23 protein-coding genes and 1 pseudogene are annotated in these 22,651 nt (G+C 68.0%); 5 read left to right on the top strand and 19 right to left on the bottom strand.

The window, feature by feature from the left end; translation table 11 throughout:
• Positions 1–47 precede the first annotated feature (47 nt).
• The 9 genes from A5697_RS20100 to A5697_RS20060 form a co-directional block, all read right to left on the bottom strand.
• Positions 48–1,136: a lysophospholipid acyltransferase family protein gene (locus tag A5697_RS20100; protein ID WP_197501069.1), complete on the bottom strand. Its 1,089-nt coding sequence runs from the start codon at positions 1,134–1,136 to the stop codon at positions 48–50.
• Positions 1,118–2,245, bottom strand: a complete 1,128-nt coding sequence (locus A5697_RS20095) for an SDR family oxidoreductase (RefSeq protein WP_067944751.1) — start codon at positions 2,243–2,245, stop codon at positions 1,118–1,120. The genes A5697_RS20100 and A5697_RS20095 overlap by 19 nt, the downstream gene beginning before the upstream one ends.
• Before the next feature lie 51 nt (positions 2,246–2,296).
• Positions 2,297–2,398, bottom strand: coding sequence for a 30S ribosomal protein bS22 (locus A5697_RS27355; RefSeq protein ID WP_003402602.1), 102 nt, complete (start codon positions 2,396–2,398; stop codon positions 2,297–2,299).
• Positions 2,399–2,522: 124 nt separating this feature from the next.
• Positions 2,523–2,774, bottom strand: a complete 252-nt coding sequence (locus A5697_RS20085) for a cell division/environmental response transcriptional regulator (protein WP_067944752.1) — start codon at positions 2,772–2,774, stop codon at positions 2,523–2,525.
• A gap of 140 nt (positions 2,775–2,914) precedes the next feature.
• On the bottom strand, positions 2,915–3,790 hold the full coding sequence (gene proC, locus A5697_RS20080) for a pyrroline-5-carboxylate reductase (protein ID WP_197501068.1): 876 nt from the start codon (positions 3,788–3,790) through the stop codon (positions 2,915–2,917).
• A gap of 27 nt (positions 3,791–3,817) precedes the next feature.
• Positions 3,818–4,663, bottom strand: coding sequence for a thioesterase family protein (locus tag A5697_RS20075; protein ID WP_068011787.1), 846 nt, complete (start codon positions 4,661–4,663; stop codon positions 3,818–3,820).
• A 14-nt stretch (positions 4,664–4,677) separates the two neighbouring features.
• Entirely contained in the window at positions 4,678–5,520 is an 843-nt protein-coding gene (locus A5697_RS20070) for a sugar phosphate isomerase/epimerase (protein WP_068011786.1), read from the bottom strand.
• 24 nt (positions 5,521–5,544) lie between these two features.
• Complete coding sequence (locus tag A5697_RS20065; RefSeq protein WP_067944756.1) at positions 5,545–6,483, bottom strand: hypothetical protein; 939 nt, start codon at positions 6,481–6,483, stop codon at positions 5,545–5,547.
• A complete protein-coding gene (locus A5697_RS20060) occupies positions 6,480–7,496 on the bottom strand; it encodes a Ppx/GppA phosphatase family protein (RefSeq protein ID WP_067944757.1) in 1,017 nt (338 codons plus the stop codon). Before A5697_RS20060 ends, A5697_RS20065 begins: the two co-directional genes overlap by 4 nt.
• A 115-nt stretch (positions 7,497–7,611) precedes the next feature.
• Between A5697_RS20060 and A5697_RS20055 the strand changes: the two genes are divergently transcribed.
• Positions 7,612–8,397, top strand: coding sequence for a hypothetical protein (locus A5697_RS20055; RefSeq protein WP_068011785.1), 786 nt, complete (start codon positions 7,612–7,614; stop codon positions 8,395–8,397).
• Here A5697_RS20055 and A5697_RS20050 read toward each other — a convergent pair.
• Positions 8,360–9,112, bottom strand: a complete 753-nt coding sequence (locus A5697_RS20050) for a FadR/GntR family transcriptional regulator (RefSeq protein ID WP_068011784.1) — start codon at positions 9,110–9,112, stop codon at positions 8,360–8,362. The genes A5697_RS20055 and A5697_RS20050 overlap by 38 nt on opposite strands.
• Before the next feature lie 42 nt (positions 9,113–9,154).
• On the opposite strand from A5697_RS20050, the gene A5697_RS20045 reads away from it, so the two are divergent.
• From A5697_RS20045 to A5697_RS20035, 3 genes are read left to right on the top strand one after another with little or no spacing between them, the layout of a single operon-like run.
• Positions 9,155–10,111, top strand: a complete 957-nt coding sequence (locus tag A5697_RS20045) for a hypothetical protein (RefSeq protein WP_068011783.1) — start codon at positions 9,155–9,157, stop codon at positions 10,109–10,111.
• On the top strand, positions 10,108–10,437 hold the full coding sequence (locus A5697_RS20040) for a hypothetical protein (RefSeq protein ID WP_068011782.1): 330 nt from the start codon (positions 10,108–10,110) through the stop codon (positions 10,435–10,437). The genes A5697_RS20045 and A5697_RS20040 overlap by 4 nt, the downstream gene beginning before the upstream one ends.
• Entirely contained in the window at positions 10,434–12,287 is a 1,854-nt protein-coding gene (locus A5697_RS20035; protein WP_068011781.1) for a GMC family oxidoreductase N-terminal domain-containing protein, read from the top strand. Before A5697_RS20040 ends, A5697_RS20035 begins: the two co-directional genes overlap by 4 nt.
• On the opposite strand, the gene A5697_RS28805 is transcribed toward A5697_RS20035, so the two are convergent.
• The 4 genes from A5697_RS28805 to A5697_RS20015 all read right to left on the bottom strand — a co-directional run bounded on the left by A5697_RS28805 (position 12,235) and on the right by A5697_RS20015 (position 17,275).
• A complete protein-coding gene (locus tag A5697_RS28805; protein ID WP_082953509.1) occupies positions 12,235–12,486 on the bottom strand; it encodes a hypothetical protein in 252 nt (83 codons plus the stop codon). The two genes, A5697_RS20035 and A5697_RS28805, sit on opposite strands and share 53 nt — an antisense overlap.
• Before the next feature lie 21 nt (positions 12,487–12,507).
• Positions 12,508–13,746, bottom strand: coding sequence for a PPE family protein (locus tag A5697_RS28655; protein WP_082953508.1), 1,239 nt, complete (start codon positions 13,744–13,746; stop codon positions 12,508–12,510).
• Positions 13,747–13,925: 179 nt separating this feature from the next.
• The gene (locus tag A5697_RS20020) at positions 13,926–16,856 is read right to left on the bottom strand and encodes an RND family transporter (protein ID WP_068011779.1); all 2,931 of its coding nucleotides are present in this window, start codon (positions 16,854–16,856) and stop codon (positions 13,926–13,928) included.
• Entirely contained in the window at positions 16,853–17,275 is a 423-nt protein-coding gene (locus tag A5697_RS20015) for an MmpS family transport accessory protein (protein WP_197498716.1), read from the bottom strand. Before A5697_RS20015 ends, A5697_RS20020 begins: the two co-directional genes overlap by 4 nt.
• A gap of 453 nt (positions 17,276–17,728) precedes the next feature.
• On the opposite strand from A5697_RS20015, the gene A5697_RS20010 reads away from it, so the two are divergent.
• Positions 17,729–17,941 (top strand): ferric uptake regulation protein, encoded by a 213-nt coding sequence (locus tag A5697_RS20010; protein ID WP_068011817.1) that lies wholly within the window; start codon positions 17,729–17,731, stop codon positions 17,939–17,941.
• Positions 17,942–17,972: 31 nt separating this feature from the next.
• Here the strand turns inward: A5697_RS20010 and regX are convergent, their stop codons facing one another.
• The 5 genes and pseudogenes from regX to mshA all read right to left on the bottom strand — a co-directional run bounded on the left by regX (position 17,973) and on the right by mshA (position 22,619).
• Positions 17,973–18,656 (bottom strand): two-component sensory transduction protein RegX, encoded by a 684-nt coding sequence (gene regX, locus A5697_RS20005; protein ID WP_007167631.1) that lies wholly within the window; start codon positions 18,654–18,656, stop codon positions 17,973–17,975.
• Positions 18,653–19,873 (bottom strand): cell wall metabolism sensor histidine kinase WalK, encoded by a 1,221-nt coding sequence (locus tag A5697_RS20000; protein WP_156673382.1) that lies wholly within the window; start codon positions 19,871–19,873, stop codon positions 18,653–18,655. The genes regX and A5697_RS20000 overlap by 4 nt, the downstream gene beginning before the upstream one ends.
• 152 nt (positions 19,874–20,025) lie before the next feature.
• A complete protein-coding gene (locus A5697_RS19995) occupies positions 20,026–20,775 on the bottom strand; it encodes a phosphoglyceromutase (protein ID WP_068011778.1) in 750 nt (249 codons plus the stop codon).
• Positions 20,776–20,780: 5 nt separating this feature from the next.
• A pseudogene (locus tag A5697_RS19990) lies at positions 20,781–21,351 on the bottom strand (YbjN domain-containing protein).
• Positions 21,348–22,619 (bottom strand): D-inositol-3-phosphate glycosyltransferase, encoded by a 1,272-nt coding sequence (mshA, locus tag A5697_RS19985; RefSeq protein WP_068011776.1) that lies wholly within the window; start codon positions 22,617–22,619, stop codon positions 21,348–21,350. The pseudogene A5697_RS19990 and the gene mshA overlap by 4 nt, the downstream one beginning before the upstream one ends.
• Positions 22,620–22,651: the final 32 nt, after the last annotated feature.

Below are 22,651 nucleotides of genomic sequence, written 5' to 3'. Positions count from 1 at the left end.
ACGCCCCGAAGCCGTTGGCTCCGGGGCGTTTTCGCGTTAGGAGGGGTTCAGCCGAAGAAGATGTTGCGCCGGCCGGCGAGCAAGCGGTACAGCGTCTGCTGGATCGTCTCGCGAACCTGATCGGTCAGCTCGAAGGTGACCATCGGGTCCTCGGCGTCGGAGGCGGCGTAGTCGTTGGTGTAGATGGGCTCACCGAACGCGATGCGCCACTTCGACGGCAGGGGCACCAGACCCGCCGGCCCCGCCAGCGGGAACAGCGGCGTGACCGGGAAGTAGGGCAGGCCGAACAGCCGGGCGAGCAGCTTCACATCGGTCAGCATCGGATAGATCTCTTCCGAACCGATGATCGAACAGGGGACGATGGGCGCCTTGGTGCGCAGCGCAGCCGTCACGAAACCCCCACGGCCGAACCGCTGCAACCGGTAGCGGTCCTCGAAGCGCTTCCCCAGGCCCTTGTAGCCCTCCGGGAAGACGGCGGTCAGTTCGCTGGCGGCGAGCAGCCGGTGCGCGTCCGTCGTGCAGGCCATGGTGTGGCCCGCCTTGCGGGCGGCCTCACCCACCACGGGCAGGTCGAACACCATGTCGGCGGCGAGCAACCGCAGGTCTCGCTGGGCGGGATGCTCGTCGTGGACGGCCACCGACAACATCAGCCCGTCGAACGGCAACACCCCGGCATGGTTGGCCACCACCAACGCGGCCCCGTCGCTCGGCAGGTTTTCGATTCCGCTGACCTCGACCCGGAACCACGACCGGAAGAAGAACCTCAGCAACGGCCGGACGATCGCGCTGTTGAAGTGCGGATCGAAGCCGAACTCGTCGACGGTGTAGTCACCCGTGATGCGCTGACGCAGGAAGCCGGCAACGGCGGCGACGCGCTGAGCGAGCTCGTTGAGCGGGGCCTCCGCCGACCCCGCGCCCGCGGCACGCCGATGCTCGTCGATCTCGCGGACGACGGCGGCGATCTGTTCGGCTGAGGCCCGACCGTGCGGGTCCGAAAGCAAGGAAGGATGCTGGCGAGCCGACTCCGCCCGATGATCGGCTCTTTTACGCGCCGCTACCCGACCCCGATTCGTATGCAGTGGAATGACATTGGCTCTGGTTTCACCAGCCACGATACCTACCTGACCCCACCCCACGGAACTGGATTTCGGCTACCCCAGCGCTGAGCTAAAGATATGGCGCGACCCTCCAGGGAGCGTACCCGATCTGGGTCGATAATGGGAGTCATGCCGCGGCCACGGACGTAGTCGTCGAAAGCCTCCGCCGTCGTCCATTTCGGCTGGTACCCGAGCTCCGATCGCATCCGGGTGGTGTCCATGACCCGGCCGTAACTCAGGTAGGCGAACTGATCGCGGCTGATCTCGTTGTAGCGATTGGCCCGCCTCAGCGAATCGAGCGCCCAGACGCCAAAACCCGGCACCGGCAACGGAATCCGGCCGGCCCGGCGGATCGCCTGCGACAGCATGATGATCCCGTCGGCGCCGATGTTGAAGGTGCCGGCCTTGCCGGCCATCGCCGCGCGCTCCAGTGCGCCCAGCGCATCCTGCTCGTGCAGCAGCTGTAGGCGCGCGTCGCGGCCGAACATCGTGGGCACCAGCGGCCCGGCCAGGTACCGCGACAGCGTGGTGTCCATGGCCGGCCCGATCATGTTGGCCAGCCGCAGGATCGTCACGGCGATATCGGGCCGGCGCCGGCCCAGCCCGCGCGCGTAGGCCTCGATGTCGAGACTGTCCTTGGCGAAACCTCCGCGCAGCGGCCGGCGGCTGGTGCTGTCCTCGGTGAACATCACCGGATCGTGAGCGCTCGACCCGTACACCTCGGACGTCGACTTGAGCACGACGCGGCGCACCGAGGGCGCCTTCTGGCAGGCCGCGAACAGCTGCATCGCGCCCATCACGTTGATTTCCTTCAACGCCGCGGTACCCCCGGACCGCGGGGCGTACGACGCGGCCGCCGCGTGCACCACGGTGTCGACGTCGCCGTTGCGAATCACCTTGGCGATGAAGGGGTTGCGGATGTCGGCACGCACGAACTCCGCGCGGCCCATGCGGCGCAGCATGTCCTTGCTGGGCGCGATCGCGTCAACCGCGATAACCGCGTTGATCATCGGGTTCTGCGCGAGCCGAGCGGTCAGGTAGCCGCCCAAAAACCGGCACGCACCGGTAACCAGCACAACCTTGGGGTAGTGCACCGTGTTGCTCGCGGTGTCGCCGGTACCGGCGCCATCCCCACTCGACTGATCCACCCAAACAGCCTATCCGCCGGGAGAGACCGCAGCACTACGCCGCGGGCGGGCCTACTTGCCGAGTTTTCTGCGCTGCACCCGCGTGCGGCGCAACAACTTGCGGTGCTTCTTCTTGGACATGCGCTTGCGCCGCTTCTTGATTACTGAACCCATGAACTCCGCTATCTGACCCGTGACCTGCTTGCAGGATTGACCCGGACACTTTACCCGGCTGGACGCATCGAACACCAAACCGGCGTCGACGACCGCCGAGTCAAGAGCGAAGTGCGGTTTCGGGTCAGCCCGCGTCGAAGTAAGACGTCTCCAGCATGTCGTGCACCGCCTTGGCGTGCACCCGGAAAGACCGCCCGACCCGGACCGCGGGCAGCTCGCCGTTGTGCACCAGGCGGTACACCGTCATCTTGGAGACCCGCATCAACGCCGCCACCTCGGCAACCGTCAAGAATTGTGTCCTGCCCTGGCCCTCGCCGGAACCGGCGTCCCGCTTACCAGCAGAATCTCGCGCCGATGGCCCGTTCGTAGACGTCATCGCAACCCAATCGTGTCAGGCCCGCGCAATGCCAGCGGCTTCCCCTCCGCTGGCACCCACACGTGCATACAAAGAGGAGAATAGCGGGACTAATGGGGTTACTGGTACTGGTGGGGGACAATCAGTTTAAAATTCTTGGATTACTCCGATGTAATTCTTAGCTGCTCAGAGCGCATTTTGGCGGCCTGAACCGCCGCATCGACAGCCGCCCGCAACCCACCCTTTTCCAGTTCGCGAAGCCCCGCGGCGGTGGTGCCACCGGGTGAGGTAACGGTCGCCCGCAGCTGGGTCGCCGTGGCGTCCACTCGCAACCCGGGCGCCTCCCCCTCGCCCGGCTGCCGCTCGGCGTCCATCCGTTCCAGCAGCATGGCCGCGGACCCGGCCATCGTCTGCGCCGTCAGGTCGGCGGCCACGTCCCGGCTCAGGCCCGCGGCGACCCCGGCGTCCACCAGGGCCTCGACCATCAGGAAGAAGTACGCCGGGCCGGAGCCCGACAGCGCCGTCACAGCGTCCATTTGGCCTTCCGGCACGGTCAGCACGCCGCCGACCGAGTCGAACAGGGCCGATACCCCCTCGAGCTGCGGGACGGTGACGAACCGGCCCTTGGCCAGCGCCGTCACCCCGGCGCCGACCAACGCCGCCGCGTTCGGCATCGCGCGGACCACCGGCGTTCCGGCCGGGAGCTTCGACTCGAAATACGAGATGCTGATGCCGGCCGCGACGGTCACGAACACCTGCTCGGCACTGTCACTTTCGGATGCGGCGGCCGCCTTCGCCAGCTCCGCCATCACGGGCTCGACGTCGCCGGGCTTCACCGCGACCACGACGAAGGACGCGTTCTCCACCGCGTCGGCCACCGAAGTGATCAACACCGAATAGGTGTCGGCCAGATACTGGGCGCGTTCGGGAACGCGTTCGGCGACCACCAGGTCTTTCACCTGCCGGCCCGCGCGGAGCAGACCCGACAGCAGTGCCTCCCCGATACTGCCGCCACCGATGATCGCGATTCTTGCCATGCCCGACAGCATCGCAGACAGCGGCGGCTACCCGGCGGCAGGGACCAACGCCAATTGGCGGGCTTGCACCACCAGCCGGCCCAGGCTGTCGACGACGGTGTGGTCCTCGTCGAACCAGTCATGCCCGATCTCGGTGCACGTGGCGATGATTCGCAACCACCCATCGGCGGGCAGTCCGCGCAGAAAGGCGGTCAGCTGGACGGTGGGAGCCCAGCCGGTGCGCTCCACGGCGAAGGTGACCGGGGCCGACAGGTCCCCGCACATGAGCGCGAACAGCGCGTCCGGAGCCACCCCGCGCGGGCGCGCCCACATCTGGATCGCCGGCGGGCCGCCGCCGGCTGACGGCCCCAGGGTCGACAGCACCGGCCGCACATCGCAGCCCTCGCCGAGGTGCACCAGGCCGGCCAAGGGATGGCCGGGCCCGATAGGCGCGATGTCGTCGGGGGGCTCGGGCGCCATCAGGCCCACGACCGGGTTGGCCGAGAGCAGCGGCTTGGCATCACCGGCGGGCGGAAAGTGTTCCGGCTCGCCGAGATTGACCACGGCGTGCACCGCGGTGCGGTCACCCTGAGTGAGCTCGACGTCCACGACGCTGATCCTGCGGCCGCGCTTGCGGATCGAGGTCACCAGCCGCATCGGGCCCGGATCGGGGGCCCACAGGAAGCTGGCCGACACCGCGACAGGCTGCTGGGCCGGTTCGAAGCCGGCCGGCGATTGTGCGCCGCAGGCGGTGCGGGCGGCGTTGGCGCAGAGCGCGAGCATCGCGCCGCCGTGCACCTTGGGGCCGATGGTCCAGTGCTTGTTGAGCTCGCCCTCAAAGACGCCGGGGCCAACCTCCCGCAATGCCATTGCGGTGGTGAATAACGCGTTCATGGTCTCCTGGGTGATCAGCGCAGCAGGTGCGTGCGGGCGAACTGCAACGATTCGGCGAGCATGCTTTCGCGCTCATTGGCGCTGCGCGCGCTGGACGTGGACACCTCCAGGATGACGTGGCCGGCGAAGTGGCTGCCGGCCAGCATCTGGCACACCTCGGCGGTGGGCTGCGTGCCACGTCCGGGGACCAGGTGCTCGTCGGCGGGCAGGCCGCTGCCGTCGCACAGGTGCAGGTGGACCAACCCGCCCCCCATGCGCTGCGCCATGTCCAGCGAGTCGCTGCCGGCGGTCGCGGTGTGGGACAGGTCCAGTGTGTAGTGCTCGTGGTTGCCGTCCAGCGGGTCGTACGAGGGCGCGAACGCCGATATCGCCGGCCCCGGGCCGCCGCCGCGCCGGCGCATCCGCTCCAGCGATTGACCGGACCCGAAGAACCGGTCCGCGCGGAACGGGAACATGTTTTCCACCGCGACCATCACGTCGCTCGACGCTTCCAGCTCGGCGACCTGGTCGCTGAATCCCTCGGCATAACGACGCTGCCAGCGAAACGGCGGGTGGACGACGACGGTCTGCGCGCCGAGTTGCTCCGCCGCCCGCACGCTGCGGTCCAGCTTGGGAATCGGGTTGGCGCCCCACACCCGCTGCGAGATGAGCAGGCAGGGCGCGTGCACCGACAACACCGGGACGCGGTAGCGCCGGGACAGCTTCTGGACGGCGTCGACGTCCTGGCTCACCGACTCGGCCCACACCATCAGTTCGACACCGTCGTAGCCGAGCCGGGCCGCGTACTCGAAGGCGGCCTCGGCCCGCAATGGGTACACCGAAGCCGTCGAAAGTCCGACTTTGATAGCTGGGCGCAACGGTCTGTGTGGTTCCGGGTCCGCCTAGCCCGACTGCAGCGACAGCGCCAGCGGGCCCAGGGTGATCAGTGACCCCACCGCGACCGCGATCAGCGTGCTGGCGATGTCCTCGGTCTTGCGCACCACCCGAACGCCGGCGACCAGTCCCAGGATCACCAGCACCGAGAGCACCAAGGCCACGATGCTGTTCCAGCGCCACAATTGGTCGAAGGCGACGAACAATCCCGCGCCGAAGGCGACGGCCAGAATGGACTGGAATACGACCAAGCTGCCGCGCCACAGCGACTCGAGCCTGCCCTGTGCCGGGTGAATGTCGGTGGCCGCGTCCGCGCGCCCGGTCTCCTCGTGGAGCTCGCGCTCCTCGTCGCCTACGAATCCGGTGGCCAGCGGGTCTGCGTCGTCTTCGGCCTCGTCGGTCTCGGTCCGCAGGAAGGAACGCACGTATGCGGAGTCCTCCAGGACGGGTTCGGCGTCGCGCACCTCCGAATCCATCACGTCCACCGGGAGATCGCTGTAGTGGTCCAGCGGGTCGGGATTCATGCCCTCGGCGCCCGACTGCCCGGTGCCGTTGGTCTCCCCCGCCTCGACGTGGCTCAGGGGACGCGGGTACGCGCTGCGCTCAGGCCCCGCCGCCTTCCTGGGTTGCGACGGCGACTTGGGCCAGCGCGGCTCCGGCTGCGACCAGTAAGCGGTGGCCGGCTTGTCTTCGGTTTGCTGCTCGGGGGCGGCAACAACGGGTTCAGCGGTGGGCCGTTCGGCGGTCCGGGGGTCCTCGTCGTCGTCCCGGATGACCGGAATCTCGCCGGTCAGCTCGGCGACGGTCACCGCGTCGCTGTCGCCGCGCCGCCGGCGCCGCCGCCGCGTGACCGCAGGGGCACCGATGGTTCCGTTCTTGGCCAGAAGTTCGGCCACCGAAATCGGCCGAGTGCCGGGGCTCTCGGTCTCGGAATGTGGTCCGGTCATGCTTTGTCGCCTCTCGATCGGTTCCCGTCCCGATCACCTGCCTGGCCTCCAGCATCGCGCACGGACCGCCTCATGAGGGGCGTTCCGTCGGCTTCGCTGTCGAGTTTGCGCAAGATGAGACCTTCCCGTAATGCCCACGGGCAGATATCCACCGATTCGATCGACAGCGCTCGCATACTCGCCTCCGCCACGAGCGCGCCCGCCACAATCTGCGGCGCCCGCTCGGCGCTCACCCCTTCCAGTTCGGCCCGGTCAGCGGTCGTCATCCTAGAGATGAAAGATATGAGTTGCCTGAGGCCGTTTGCTGTGAGCGTCCTTTTCGCCCGCGGTCCGGCCGCCGACGGCGCCGCGCCGGTGAGCCGTGCCAGGGAGCGGAACGTCTTCGACGTCGCCACCGCCAGGTCGGGGGCGCCGGCTTCCAGCACGGTCACTGCGGAATCGGCGAGCTCGGCGTCCAGCCAGTCCCGCAGCATCCCCACCCGGCGCCGGCCGGGCGGGTCGTCGGGCAGCCATTCGCGGGTCAAGCGGCCGGCACCCAGCGGCAGGGACAGGGCAACCTCGGGCTCCTCGTCGACGCCGCTGGACATTTCCAGCGAGCCGCCGCCGATGTCGAGGTTGATGATCCGCCCCGCGCTCCACCCGTACCAGCGGCGCACGGCCAGAAAAGTCAGCCGCGACTCGTCGACGCCACTGAGCGCCTCCAGCTCGACACCGGTTTCTTTGCGGACGCGGCTCAGCACGTCGTCGGAATTCACCGCGTCGCGCAGCGCGGACGTGGCGAAGGCCATCAGCTCGGCGCAGCCCGAGCTGTCCGCGATCTTGGCGAACTCGTCGATGGTGGAGATAAGTTTCTCGGCGCCGCGCTTGGTGATCTTGCCCGAGCTGTCGATGGACTCGGCGAGGCGCAGGGTGGCCTTGGTCGAACTCATGGGCGTGGGATGCCCACCACGGTGCGCGTCAACCACCAGCAGATGCACCGTGTTGCTGCCCACGTCGAGTACGCCCAATCGCACGGGAAACAACCTAGTCGGCAACGATGCGGCCCGCTGTGGAGGTTGCCGATGTTGCACCGTCGGGCCCCGAGTGTCAGCGGGCCGAAGAGCCGGAATCGTCGACTAACGTGGACCCGTGGCGAATCCCTATCCGGAGCCTGGGCACGAGGTCGAACTCGACTTCGCTCGTGAGTGGGTGGAGTTCTACGACCCGGACAATCCCGAGCACCTGATCGCGGCCGACCTCACCTGGCTGCTGTCACGCTGGACATGCGTGTTCGGCACGCCCGCCTGCCACGGCACGGTCGAGGGACGGCCGGACGACGGATGCTGCTCGCACGGGGCGTTCTTATCCGACGACGACGACCGCGCCCGACTCGACGACGCCGTGCAGCAGCTGACCGACGAAGACTGGCAGTTCCGCGAAAAGGGCTTGGGCCGCAAGGGATATCTGGAGCTCGATGAGCACGACGGACAGCCCCAGTACCGCACCCGCAAACACAAGGACGCCTGCATCTTCTTGAACCGGCCCGGCTTCCCCGCCGGCGTCGGTTGCGCGCTGCACAGCAAGGCCCTCAAGCTGGGCGTCGCGCCGTTGACCATGAAGCCCGACGTCTGCTGGCAGTTGCCCATCCGGCGCAGCCAGGAGTGGGTGACGCGGCCCGACGGCACCGAAGTCCTCAAAACCACTGTCACCGAATTCGATCGGCGCGGCTGGGGTTCCGGGGGTGCCGACCTGCATTGGTACTGCACCGGCGACCCGGGCGCCCATGTCGGCGCCAAGCAGGTGTGGGAGAGCATGGCCGATGAGCTCACCGAGCTGCTCGGCGCCAAGGCCTACGCGGAGCTGGCGGCGATGTGCAAGCGCCGCAGCAAGCTGGGGCTCATCGCGGTCCATCCGGCGACTCGCCTCGCCGAGTAGCCTCAGTCTTGGTGTAAGACAAGATCATTCGCTGTGCGCTGGCGCGCAGGTATTCCTCCACCGCAGCGGCGGCCGCAGCCTCGTCGCCCGACAGCACGGCGTCGGTGATGGCACTTAGGCCGGCGACCACCGGCGCGGCGTCGTCATAGGCGGCGGTGAGGTCATGCTCGCGGCCGCCGAAGGCGTGCTCGACCCAGCGGTACAGCAACACGAGCGCGCGGTTGCGGCTGTGATGGATGAGCACCCGGAAGTAGGCGAGGTCGGCGGCCTGGCGCGCGGCGGCGCTGTCGGCCTCGCGGACCGCGGCCAACGCGGCACGTAGGGCCTCGGCATCCCCGGGGGCACCGCGCCGCGCGGCCGACCGGCCGATCAACGGGCCCAGGGCGGCCCGGATCTCGAACAGCTCCACCAGGAACTCGGGGCCCAGTCTGCGGACCAGCGCCTCGACCACCGCGGGGTGGGTGAGCGCCTGCGGGTCAGCGACCACGTTGCCGCTGCCATGCCGGGCCTCGATCAGACCCATCTGCTGCAGCCTGGCCAGACCTTGCCGCAGGGACGTGCGGTTGACGCCGAGCTGTTCGGCCAGTTCGCGCTCGGGCGGCAAGGCCGAACCCGGCGGAAACGCGCCGTCGAGGATGGCGTCGGTGATGGACGCGGCGATCTGTTCATCGACGCGTTGGCGGTCGGGCGGGCGCAGCGGACTTGACTGGTTCATTGGCTCAACCAATATAGTGGACGGATCCACGGAAGGTGAGGCATGGACGGCGAGATGCGATCGGCAGTGGCCCCGCGCTGGCGCGGCAAGGCCGGGCGCCTGGAAGTCTGGTACGCCACCCTCTCGGATCCGGTGACGCGCGCCGGGCTGTGGGTGCACTGCGAGACGGTGGCCCCGCTGTCCCGCGCCGAGGATGCCTACGCGCACGGTTGGGCCACCTGGTTCGCCCCCGACGGGCCACCCCGCACCGAGCGGTTCGGGCCAGTGCCCGCTCGTCCGGCGACCGGCCCCTGGTGGTTCGACGCCGACGGCGTCCGCGTGGGCGACGAACGGCTGAGCGGACGCGCCGGATCACTCGCCTGGGATCTGTCGTGGGCCGACACCGGCGCACCGCTGTGGACGTTTCCCCGCGCCGCGTGGGAGCGCGAGCTGCTGCCGGGCGCCCAGGTCGTCCTCGCCCCCACCGCCGACTTCACCGGCTCACTGACCGTCAACGACGCCGCCGCGCGCATCGAGGGGTGGCGCGGCGGCGTCGCCCACATCTACGGCCACGGCAATGCCAAGCGCTGGGGATGGGTCCATGCCGACCTCGGCAATGGTGACGTGTGCGAAGCGGTCACCGCCGTCTCGCACAAGCCGGGCCTGAACAGGCTGGCACCGCTGGCGTTCATCCGGTTTCGCATCGACGGAAAGGACTGGCCCGCAAGCCGGCTGCCGTCACTGCGGATGCGGACGACGCTCGGCCTGGCGCACTGGCAGCTGGAGGGACGCATCGGCGGTCGCCGGGTGCTCATCCGGATCGACCAGCCGGCCGAGCGGTGCGTGAGCCTGCAATACACCGATCCCGACGGCGGCAGGGCGGTGTGCACCAACACCGAACAGGCCGACGTCCACATCGAGATCGATGACCGGCACTGGTCGGTGCTGGGCACCGGGCACGCCGAAGTGGGCCTGCGCGGTGCCGCGGCACCCGACGTCAACGAAAGGATTCCGACATGAGCTTTCTGCTGGACCCACCCCTGCTGTTTGCCTCCGGCGTGCTCATCGAGCGGCGGGTCCCCGCCGACCGTCGCGATGTCGCGGAGGCCGCCACACTGGGTGTCTTCTTCGGCGGGTCGTTCGGGTTGTACAACAACGTCCCCGGACTGGGGGTGTTGTGGCGGCCCTTCCGCGCCCGCAATGGCCGCGACTTCATGTGGAACAGCGGGGTTTTCAGCGTGAAAACCGCTGAGGCGGACTGGCCCCTGCATGCCGCGGCGGGCGCGATCTTCGCCACCTATCCGTTCTTCATCAAGCTGGGCCGCCGGCTCGCGCGGGTGATATGAACCTGGTCGCGTCGTTCGGTAGCGCGCTCCTGCCCGAGGAATGCGGCGGCCCGACACCGCCCGAGCTGACCGACCGCGTCGAGCGCTACCTGCGACAGCTGCCGACGACATCGCGGGTCGCGATGCGCGCCGGGATGCTCGCGCTGGCCGCGACGAGCTACGTCACCACCGGCCGGTCCCTGTCCCGCCTCGGACCCGACCGGCGCGCGCAGGTGGTGCAGCGGGTCGCCGCGCTGAGCCCGGACGCCGCTACGGCCGTCGAGGCCATGAAGGCGGTCGTGCTCTTGGCCAACGGCGCGGAAAACTATGCGCCGGAACTGCTTTCGCACGCCAAAGAGCACGGAACGGCCCGGCCCGACGCGACGTTGAACGTCGTCCCCTCGGCCGAGAGCCGTTCGGTCGTCACCGCGGACGCGGTGATTGTGGGCTCCGGTGCCGGCGGCGCGATGGTGGCCCGCACCCTGGCGCGGGCCGGACTGGACGTCGTCGTTCTCGAGGAGGGGCGCCGGTGGACCGTCGAGGAATTCCGCACCACGCATCCCATCGACCGCTATGCCGGGTTGTACCGCGGCGCCGGGGCCACCGTCGCCCTCGGACGTCCTTCGGTGGTGCTGCCCATCGGCCGGGCGGTCGGCGGCACCACGGTGGTGAACTCCGGCACCTGCTACCGCCCGCCGGCGGCCGTGCAGCGGCGCTGGCGTGACGAGTTCGGGCTTGCCCTGGCCGATTCCGACCGACTGACCGAGCGCCTCGCCGACGTCGAGCGCACGCTGCGGGTCGCCCCGGTGCCGCTGGAGGTCATGGGCCGCAACGGGCGGCTGCTGCTGGATGCCGCCGCCACCCTGGGCTGGCGGGCGGCGCCCATTCCGCGCAACGCGCCCGGCTGCGAAGGGTGTTGCCAGTGTGCGATCGGCTGCCCCCGTAACGCCAAGTACGGCGTTCACCTCAACGCGCTGCCGGAGGCGTGCGCGGCAGGCGCGCGGATCATCTCCGATGCCCGCGTCGAGCGGGTGTTGCATCGGCATGGGCGCGCCCGGGGCGTGCGGGCCCGCCGGGCCGACGGCACGGCGCTGGACGTCCTGGCCGACACGGTCATCGTGGCGGCCGGCGCCACCGAGACGCCAGGGCTGTTGCGGCGCAGCGGCTTCGGTGCGCACCCGCGGCTCGGGCGCAACCTGGCGCTGCATCCGGCGACGATGCTGGCCGGGCGTTTCGAGGAAGACGTCGTCGCCTGGCACGGGGTGCTGCAGAGCGCCGCGGTTCACGAGCTGCACGAATCGCATGGCGTGTTGATCGAGGCGACCTCGACCCCACCGGGCATGGGCTCGATGGTCTTTCCCGGCTATGGCGCCGAGCTGCTCGGCTGGCTGGACCGGGCCCCGCGTGTCGCGACGTTCGGCGCCATGGTCGCCGACCGCGGCGCCGGTTCGGTGTCCTCGGTGCGCGGCGAAACGCTGGTGCGCTACAACATCTCTCGCGACGACATCGCCAAGCTCGTCGTCGCAATCGAGGCCATGGGCAGGCTGCTGTTCGCGGCGGGGGCGACCGAGGTACTCACCGGTTTACCGGGCGCGATGACGGTGACCTCGCTGCCCGCCCTGCAGGACGCGCTGCGCCGCAGCGACCCGAAAGGCTTGCACCTGGCCGCTTTTCATCCGACCGGTACGGCCGCCGCGGGCGTCGACGCTCAGCTCTGCCCGGTCGACGAGACCGGGCGGTTGCGCGGCGTGGACGGCGTATGGGTCGCCGACGCCTCGATCCTGCCGAGCTGTCCGGAGGTCAATCCGCAGGTGTCGATCATGGCGCTGGCGTTGGGCGTGGCGGACGAAGTGGTGGGCGCCCGCAGCTGATCGTGGCCATCAGTGCCTGTCGGAACGTGCGTCCCGGCGCGGAATCGACGCTCAAAGCCGTTGAGGGCAGCGCTGATTCGACCTCCCCGGCGATCGTGGTCCAGGCCCGCGGCACCGACAGCGGACCTAGCGAGGCCGCGTCGCCGGCCCCCGCGGACGGCGTGCCGACCCCGGACGACGGGTGAAACGGCCACCGCATGTCCCCTCCTGCCACGATCTGCTACCCCGAAGCGGCAGCTGCCACGTCGGCACCCGAAATGCCTTGCGCCCATTCCAACAGCCCATCCACGTCGAGCTGAGGCTGAATGCCTGCGGTCCCCGCCAGGCCGGGCGCGGCCAGCACACCTAACGGGGCCCCCAATGCGCCCGACGGGCCGGGGATGGGGGTGAGCGTGGCGACGCTGACGGTGCCGAACACGTTGGTGATGGAAGCGCCGGCGGGGCCGGCGAGGGCGGTGGCGGTGTTCCCGAACGTTTCGATGGCGACCTGTTCCCCGCCGACCACGGGAAGTGTGGCCGAGCCGTTCACGAGGCTGACCAGCACCTCCTGGAACGATCCCGGAGTGAGGACGAGTGGGGCGGAGTCGGCGGTGACGTCGACCCCGCTCGGGATCAGAACACCGCCCTCGGAACAGTCGATCAGCGTGTGAATTGTGCTGCCGGGGTTGACGATAACGGAGCCGAAGCTGATGAGATCGGTTCCGGACCCCGTGATCGTGATGGAGCCGCTGTTGACGTACATGCCGGTGTTGGTGCCGATGGCGATGGTGTCACCCGCCGGGACGGTGACCGTTTCGCCCGGAGCCACGGGCGTGACGGTGTCGGCGGTCGCGGAGCTCAGGGTGTGCATCGTGGCGTTGGTCGAGACCACCTGCTGTGTGGCGTTGCCCGCGGTTTGAGACATCACCTGGGCCTGGGCGCCCGGACCTGCGGGGTTGGTGGTCTGCGGCGGCTCATCAAACGGGGTCAGGGTGCCGGCGGCCTCACACGCGGCCGCATAGCCGTACATCGCGGTGGCGTCCTGGACCCACATCTGCATGTATTGGGCTTCGGTGGCCGCGATCGCCGGGGTGTTCTGCCCGAAGAAATTGGTCGCGATCAGTGCCATCAATTGCGCCCGGTTGGCCGCGATCACCGGCGGCGGCACCGTCATCGCAAACGCCGCCTCGTAGGCCGCCGCTGCCGCGTAGGCCTGGACGCCGGTCTGGGCGGCCTGCGCCGCGGCAGTGGACAACCACTGCACATAGGGTGTGGCCGCCGCCGTCATCAGCAGCGACGAGGGGCCGGACCACGCCTGGCCGGTCAGCGCCGCCAGCTCGGCCGCGTAGCCACTGGCAGTGGACTCCAGCTGGGCGGCCAACGCGTCCCAACCCGCGGCGGCCGCCAGCATCGGCCCCGATCCCGGTCCCGCATACATCAGTCCGGAGTTGACCTCCGGAGGGAGCGAAGCAAAGTCCATGTCGGCTTCCTCTCCGCGGCGAGCAAGCGCGGTTTTCAACGGCCATAGAATAGTTTTTCAACGACCATAGAATAAGTCCGGCCGTGGTCGAGCGCCAGCGATTGCGGTAAACGGCGTGAAAATAAGCGGCGTCCCCGTCCGGCCCCCGAGGTGGGCCGCCGGCGAGTGGGCGTCGCCTGCTACGTCTGCGGCGGAGCCGCGTGGCGCGGTTGGTACAGCAGTGCGCGCACCAGCGGGCGCGGCCCGACGGAGCGAAGCATCTCGCTGGCCGGGCGGACCCGGACCCGCTTCGGCCACCAGAACCAGCGTCCCATCAGCGTCATGATCGACGGCGTGATGAGCGATCGGACGACGAAGGTGTCGAACATCAGGCCGAGCCCGATCGTCGTGCCGAACTGGCCGATCGCGCGGAGATCGCTGGAGAGCATCGTGGCCATGGTCACGGCGAACACCACACCGGCCGCGGACACCACCGGGCCCGTCACGCCGACGCCGCGGATGAGTCCGGTGTTCAGGCCGGCCCCGATTTCCTCCTCGATCCGCGACACCAGCATCAAGTTGTAATCAGACCCCACCGCCAAGAGCACGATCAACGCGAATTCCGTTGCCACCCAGTGCAACTGGAAGTGGCACAGGTGTTGCCAGATCAAAGTCGAGAATCCGAACGCTGCGCCTAGCGACAGCACGATCGTGCCGACGATGACGCCCGCTGCTACCAGGGCGCGGGTGACGATCACCATGATGATGAAGATCAGCACGATCGACGCCACCGCGGCGATCAGCAGGTCGTACCAGGCGCCGGTGGCGATGTCGTTGAATGTCGCGGCGGTGCCGCCGAGGTAGATGTCGGCGTTCTCCAGCGAGGTGAGCTTCAGCGCCTCCTTGGCCGCGTTGCGCTCTTGCTCGACGGACTTGATGCCTTCCGCGGTTGCCGGGTCCAGGGAGTGAGTGATGATGAAGCGCGCGGCCTTTCCGTCGGGCGACACCATCAGGCTCAACCCGAACTGGAAATCGGAGTTCTGGAAGATCTCCGGCGGCAGGTAAAACAGGCTTTCCACGCGAGCGTCGTTGAACGACTTACCCATCACAGCATTGGTGTCGGTCAGCCGGTCGAACTGGTCGATCAGACTGTTGAACGAGCTGTAGATGGTCAGCGTGGTATCCCGGATCGCCTTCGACACAGCGATGTTCTCCGGAATGATCGCCAACAATTCGCGCGTGGCCGCGGCCGTGTTGGTGAGATCGCCGGTGAGGGCGTGGAACTTCTCGGCGAGCTGATCAAACCCGTCCAAGGCATCGAACAGGCTACGCAGCGACCAGCAGATCGGGATGTCGTAGCAGTGCCTCTCCCAGTAGAAGTAGCTGCGGATCGGTCGCCAGAAGTCGTCGAAATCGGCGATGTGGTCGCGAATTTCGTCGGTGATGGCGGCGGTCTCCGCCGTGGTTTTTGCGCTGTCGTCCGTCGCGTTGGCGAGCTTCTGGGTGATCGCGTACTGGCGTTCCAGCAGGGAGATCTGGGTGTCGAGGAACCCGGTGATCTTCTTGATGTCGCCGACGCGGTCTCTCAAATAGTTGAGGTTGTCACGGATCGGCGCGGTTTGCACGCTGAGCTGGAACGGAATTGACCCGTCTTCGATCGGTGGGCCGAGCGGTCGGGTGATGCTCTGCACCCGTTCGATGCCCGGCACCCGGAAGATGGCACCGGCAACCTTGTCCAGCACCAACATGTCTCGGGGATTGCGCAGATCGTGGTCCGATTCGATCATCAGCAGGTCCGGGTTGAGACGGGCCTGGGTGAAGTGCCGATCGGCCGCGTCGTAGGCCTGCACGGAGGCGGCGCTGTGCGGCAGGTAGTAGAGGTCGTTGTAGCGCGGGGTGAAGCCCGCGAGACCAAGGGCGCCAACGATGGCAAGAATGACGGAAACGGCGAGGATGGGCGCCGGCCACCGCACGATGGCAGTCGCCAGGCGGCGCCAGCGGGTGTAGTTGAACTTGCGCTTGGGGTCCAAAAGACCGAAGCCACTGGCGACTACGATAAGAGCGGGCGTCAGCGTGACCCCGGCCGCCACCACCACCAGCAGACCTATCGCGCACGGGAACGCCAGCGAACTGAAGTAAGGCAGCCGGGTGAACTTCAAGCAGGCCAGCGCCCCAACAATGGTCAGACCCGAGCCCAGGACCACCTTGCTGACGCCGGCGAAGGTGTCGTAATAGGCGGCTTCCCGGTCCAGACCGCGTTCACGGCCCTCCTGGTAGCGGCCCACCATGAAAATCGCGTAATCGGTACCCGCCGCGATCGCGAGTGAGGTCAGCAGGTTCACTGCGAAGGTCGACAATCCCATGACGCCGGTTTCGCCCAGCAGCGACACCACGCCGCGGCCGGCCGCGAGTCCCACGAAGAGGATCACCATGGTCAGCAACACGGTGCTGATGGACCGGTAAACGAACATCAGCATCACCGCGATGATGACGACCGTGATGATGGTGATCTTGGCCAGGCTCTTGTCACCGACAACGATCACGTCGGCGGTCAGCGCTCCCTGGCCCGCGACGTAGGCCTTGACGCCGGCGGGCGGCGTGGAGTCCGCGACGATCTTGCGCACCGCGGCAACGGATGCGTCGCCGACCGCCCCTCCCTGATCGCCTTTGAGGTTGACCTGGACGTAGGCGGCCTTATGGTCGTAGCTCTCCACACCTGAGGACGTGAAGCGCTGTCCCCAGAAGTTCAGCGCGTGCTCGACGTGTTCGTGGTCGGCCTGAATCTTTTTGACTAGGTCGTCGTAGAACCGGTGCGCGTCCTCGCCGAGCGGTTTATCACCGACCAGGGTGACCAGGACGAGGTTGTCCGAGTCGTACTCCTTGAACTTCTCGCCGATGTGCTTCATCCCGGTGACCGACGGTGCGTCAGACGGCGAGAGCGGAACGGAGATCTCCTCGGCAACCTTCTCCAATTGTGGGACGAAGACGTTGACGCCGACCGCGATCAGCACCCAGCAGACGACGATCGGCAGCGCCAGGGCGCGGACGGCGCGGGCGATGCGCGGCTTGTGCTCGACTTCCGTGGGTTGTGCAACGGGTATTTCGTCGGTGTCGCTGGTGTTGTCGGTCATGCGGACTTGTCCAGGCAGGAGACCTGCGCATTGCGCGTCTCGGCTTGCCGTTGATCGACCAATTTGCCGTCGACCGTGATCCGGCAGCCGATGGAGGGGCTGTCACCTTGCGCGACGACGTAGGCGAAGATGCCGGGCATCTGGGCGACGATCGTCGTCGACCACGGCAACGTGGTGAAGTTGGCCTTCTGCGGTTGCGCGTCGGCATCCATCCAGTTGACGACGCCGGTGGTCCCGGGTGGCCCCAGGATTTCGTAGACGGCGGTCTTGGCGGCGTAGGGCGGGGTCGCATCCCGCGGATCGGGCTTGGGCAGGCCGGGCCCCGGGAAAACGCCGTTGAGACGGTCCACCGCGACGCCGCCGATGATCACCGCCACCACCACGACCACGGGAACCCATGCCCGCTTGAGCAGCGTCAACACCGTTCCCCCCGATCACCATTGCCCAACGGGCTGATGCTAAGGCACTTCATCTGTTCGAGCATTTCGTCGCGTGCGCCACGGCTACCCCGAACGCCAACGCCGCCGGATTAATTCCTGCGGCACCCCGGCTGCGCCCACGGCCACGCCGCCGCTCGTCGTACCCGCCCGGACACCCGGCCGGCGTCGCGGTGATAGAACGGCCTGCGCCGCAAGCCATTCCGCCGCGAACCGCCGATCTACCGCCTATTGACCTGTCACACCGCCGATTTCATGGAAATGACCGCGCCGGTGGTGTCGAACCGCGGCGAGACCAACAACGGACGACGGCCGAGTTAGTTTCAAAAAGTAATTCGCTGAAGGAGGGAATTGTCGGTTGAATTGCCCACCTGGCGATTCTGCGGAATGCAGAAATCGGCACCGATCAAGGGGCGCCGAGCGTACCCTGGCGACATGGCTACCAAGGTCAGGACCTGCGCGCATTGCGGCCACACGTTCGATCCCAATGACCGACCGCGCGACTTGTCCGACCCCGATTGGCTTCCGGCCGCGTCAATTTATTGTTCGCATGAATGCAGCGACCGGTTCCATTGCGAAATGACGCATTGCTGCTCGACCCATGCGAAAAAGAAGGGCCATCGCGAGGCCGCCAAGGCGGCGCGATAATCCGCGCTTCGACCGAATCGAGAGACTGGGTCTAGCCCTCGAGCTTGTAGCCCAGCCCTCGCACGGTCACCAGGTGGACCGGGTTGGCCGGGTCGGCTTCGATCTTGGACCGCAACCGCTTGACGTGGACGTCGAGCGTCTTGGTGTCGCCGACGTAATCAGCGCCCCACACCCGGTCGATCAGCTGTCCGCGCGTCAGCACCCGACCGCTGTTGCGCATCAGGTACTCTAGCAGGTCAAACTCCTTGAGCGGCAACGTGATTGTGTCGCCGTTGACGGAGACGACGTGTCGCTCGACGTCCATCCGCACCGGGCCGGATTCGAGCACACCGTCGCTGATTTCGGAATCGTCGTCACCGCCGCGGCGGAGCACCGCGCGGATCCGGGCGATCAACTCGCGCGCGGAATACGGCTTGGTCACATAGTCATCGGCGCCCAGCTCTAACCCGACGACCTTGTCGATCTCGCTGTCCCGTGCGGTCACCATGATCACCGGCACGCTGGAACGGGCGCGCAGCTGCTTGCACACGTCGGTCCCCGACATCCCGGGCAGCATCAGATCGAGCAGCACGATGTCGGCGCCGCCACGGTCGAACTCGGCCAGCGCGGCTTGCCCATCGGTTACGACCGTGGCCTCGAAGCCCTCCTTGCGCAACAGGAATGCCAGCGGATCGGCCAGCGACTCCTCGTCTTCCACGATCAAGACACTGGTCATCGACTTAGTTCTTCCTCTCGTTGTGACCTGTTGGGCCGCACGTCGCGACCCTGCGGTTGCTCGGGTTGTTCGTCATTGTCGGTGTAGGCCGGAATCGACAGCGTGAATGTCGATCCGGTCCCCGGCTTGCTCCACACGCCGATGCTGCCGTTGTGATTGGCCGCGACGTGTTTGACGATGGCCAGGCCCAGCCCGCTGCCGCCAGTGGCGCGCGAGCGTGCCTTGTCCCCCCGGAAGAACCGCTCAAAGACCCGCTCCTGGTCCTCCAACGCGATCCCGATGCCACGGTCGGTGACGGCGATCTCGATATTGTCGCCGCGGCGCCGGCGGCTGATCGAGACCGGCGAACCGGGCGGCGAATAGGCGATCGCGTTGGACACCAGGTTGGCCAGCGCGGTGACCAGAAGCGTCTCGTCGCCCAGCACCCGCAAGCCGCTGGGCGCATCCGTGCGAACCTCGATATGCGCGTTGTCGGCGGCCACCTTGTGGCGTGAAATCGCCTCGGACACAACGGTATCGACGTCGACCTCGGTGACGTTGGGTAGCCGCTCCGCGCCTTGCAGCCGGGACAGCTCGATCAGCTCGGCGACCATGTCCCCCAGCCGGTTGGCTTCGACGAGCACCTTTTCGGCAAAGCGGCGAACGGTTTCGGGGTCGTCGGCGGACGCCAATAGGGCCTCGGCCAGCAGGGCCATGGCGCCGACCGGGGTCTTGAGCTCGTGGCTGACGTTGGCCACGAAATCGCGCCTGGTCGCTTCCATGCGCGCATAGTCGGACTGGTCGTGGGCGAATACCACGGCGAACCGGCGGTCCTCTTCGCTGAGCAGCCGGGCCTGCCCGTGCACCGATAGCCCGGACCGCCCCGCCGCGCGTTTGGCCGGCCGCAGGTCGAATTCAACATCGACCCCGCTCAGCGCCTGCTGGGCCGCCTCCCACGCCTGGTCGTCAAGCTGCCGGTCGCGCACCAGGCCCAGTTCCCTGGCCCGATCGTTGAGGTAGACAACATCACGGTGGGAATCCACCACCGCGACTCCAAGCGGCATCAGCGCGACGATGCGTTGCAGCATCTGCGCGACGGTGATCCCGGTCCATTCGGTGCTCGCCCGCTGCCGGCGCCGGGCGGCTTTCGGAGACAGCCGGGTCCCGGCTGCTACCCCTATGGCCAGCCCCAGCACGGACAAGACCCCGGCCAGCAACAGCGCCGAGAACACAGTCACATAGCAAATCCTACAAATCTTCCTGAACGCCGCCCTAGCGGAACGAGGCCAAAATCGGACAAGTCACACTTTGCGCTTCAGGTGTTCCACTTCCGTTAACGCGATGTTCGGCAAACAGGCCTTTAAAACTCGCAATGGCGCCGCGGCCGGCGTTACCCGCGTCCCTGGCTGGCAACCGCCGCCGCACCCGCCGCGGCCGCCTCCGGGTCCAGGTAGGTGCCACCCGGCACCACCGGCCGCAGGTCGACGTCCAGGTCGTAGCGGAGCGGGACCCCGGTCGGGATGTTCAGCCCGACGACATCGTCGTCGGACATCCGGTCGAGGTATTTGACCAGGGCTCGCAGTGAGTTGCCGTGCGCGACGATCAACACCGTTTTGCCACTGCGCAAGTCCGGGACGATGACGTCGGTGAAGTACGGCAGGAACCGGACCACCACGTCAGCCAGGCATTCGGTCAGCGGGCCGCCGCCGATGTTCGCGTACCGGGGGTCGGCGTCCTGGCTGAATTGGCTGCCCTTCTCGATCGGTGGCGGCGGCGTGTCGTAGCTGCGCCGCCAGGCCATGAACTGCTCGTCGCCGTAGCGCGCCTTGGTCTCGGCCTTGTCCAGGCCCTGCAGCGCCCCGTAGTGGCGTTCGTTGAGCCGCCAGCTGCGCCGCACCGGGATCCACAGCCGGTCGACGGCGTCCAGCGTCAGGTGCGCGGTGGTGATCGCTCGGCGCAGCAACGAGGTGTAGAGCACGTCGGGCAACAGGTCCTGCTCGGCCAGCAGCTCGCCGCTGCGTACCGCCTCGGCCCGGCCCTTTTCGGTCAGCCCGACGTCCACCCAACCGGTGAACAGGTTCAGGGCATTCCAGTCGCTCTCGCCGTGGCGCAGCAGCACCAGCGTGGCAGTGTCTCCCATGGCGGCTAGCTTATTCGTCGTCCTCGTCGATACCTGCTCGACTTCTCCTCATCGCGCTTCGCGCTCTGCATCGTCGTCTTCGTCGATCAAATGAGCGAACGCCTCGAGGTTCTTCAGCGACTCCCCGCGGGACACCCGCCACTCCCACTCTTTCTGTATCGACGAGCGAAAACCCAACTCCAACAACGTATTAAAGTCCGAATCCACCGCTTCGAGCACCTGCCCGAGCACTCGGTCGATCTCGTCGGCGTCCACCGACGCCAGCGACATGCGGCCCACCAGGTAGATGTCGCCGACCTTGTCCAGGGTGTAAGCCACCCCGTAGAGGCGGCGGTTCCGCTTGAGCAGAAAGCGGTAGACGCCCTCGTGGTTCTCGTCGGGCTTGCGGCACACGAACGCCTCGATGCGCACTGAGTGCTCGCCGACGCTCAGGATGGTGTTGGTCTTGAGTTTGCGCTCGCCGGGCAGCTCCACCACCAGGCCGGACAAGCCGCCGTGCGCCCCCTCGTGTTTCGAGTACTCCAGGCCGCTCGCCCGCAGCGTGTCCTCGATCACCTGCTCGACTGTGGATGTCATGCGCCCACCCCGCTTCGCTCGGCGGTGTAGGCGCGGATCGCGCGCCGATAGCTGGTCAGCAGCGCGTCGGTGGTGTTGTCCCAGGAAAACGTGGCCGCGTGCTCGGCGGCCGCGCGCCTCATCGCCTCGGCGTGTGGCGCGCGCAGCCGCAGCACCCGGTCCAGGGCGTTCGCCCACTGATCGACGTCGTGGCCGGACACCAGCGTGCCGGTGGTTCCGTCGCGCACGGCCACCGGCAGACCGCCGACCGCGGCCGCCACCACGGGCGTGCCACACGCCTGAGCCTCGACGGCCACCAGGCCGAACGACTCGGAGTAGCTGGGCACGGCGACCAGGCTGGCGGCCTGAAACAGAGTGGCCAGGTCCGTGCGGGATTGCGGGGGCAGGAAGGTCACCCGCGCCGCGATGCCGAGTTCGTCCGCCAGCCGCCGCAGCCCGTCCGGGGACGCCATGCCGCTGCCCGACGGACCGCCGGCCACGACGATGCGCACGCCCGGCAATTTCGCGGCCGCGCGCAGCACGATGTCGGGTGCCTTCAGCGGCTGGATCCGCCCGACGAAGGCCACCACGTCCTCGTCGAGCGGTAACCCCAGCGCGGCCCGGGCCGCCCGGCGGTCTCCCGGGCGGAACACCTCGAGATCCACTCCCGGGTGGACGACATCGATGCGCGCCGGGTCGGCGCGGTGGATGGAGATCAGTTGTCTGGCTTCATCGTCGGTGTTGACGATCAGGCGGTCCGCCTCGTCGACGACCTGCTGCTCACCGACGGTGCGCAGCGGCGGCTCGGGCGCGTCACCCGCGGCCAGCGCCGCGTTCTTGACCGCGGCGAGCGTGTGCGCGGTGTGCACCAGCGGCACCGCCCAGCGGTCGCGGGCCAGCCAGCCGACCTGCCCGGACAGCCAATAGTGCGAGTGCACGATGTCGTAGTAACCCGGTTCGTGCGAAGCTTCCGCGCGCAGCACCCCGGCGGCGAACGCACACAACTGGGTGGGCAGGTCGTATTTGTCCAAGCCCTCGAACGGCCCCGCCACCACGTTGCGCACCAGCACGCCGGGCGCCACCCGCGCGACGGGAGGGTCGGCGGACGCGGTGGCCCGGGTGAAGATCTCCACCTCGATGCCGCGCCGCGCCAGGTGCAGCGCCGTCTGCAGCACGTAGACGTTCATGCCCCCGGCGTCGCCGGTGCCCGGCTGGGCCAATGGTGAGGTGTGCACCGCCAATACAGCGACGCGGCGCGGTTTCAGCCGGAATACGTCGTCGTGCCGCACTCTGTCATCTTTACCAGGAAGCTCCGTTCACC

The organism is Mycobacterium sp. E3251 (genome assembly GCF_001666835.1).
Lineage (GTDB): Bacteria > Actinomycetota > Actinomycetes > Mycobacteriales > Mycobacteriaceae > Mycobacterium.
This window is presented reverse-complemented; position numbering and strand designations above follow the sequence as displayed.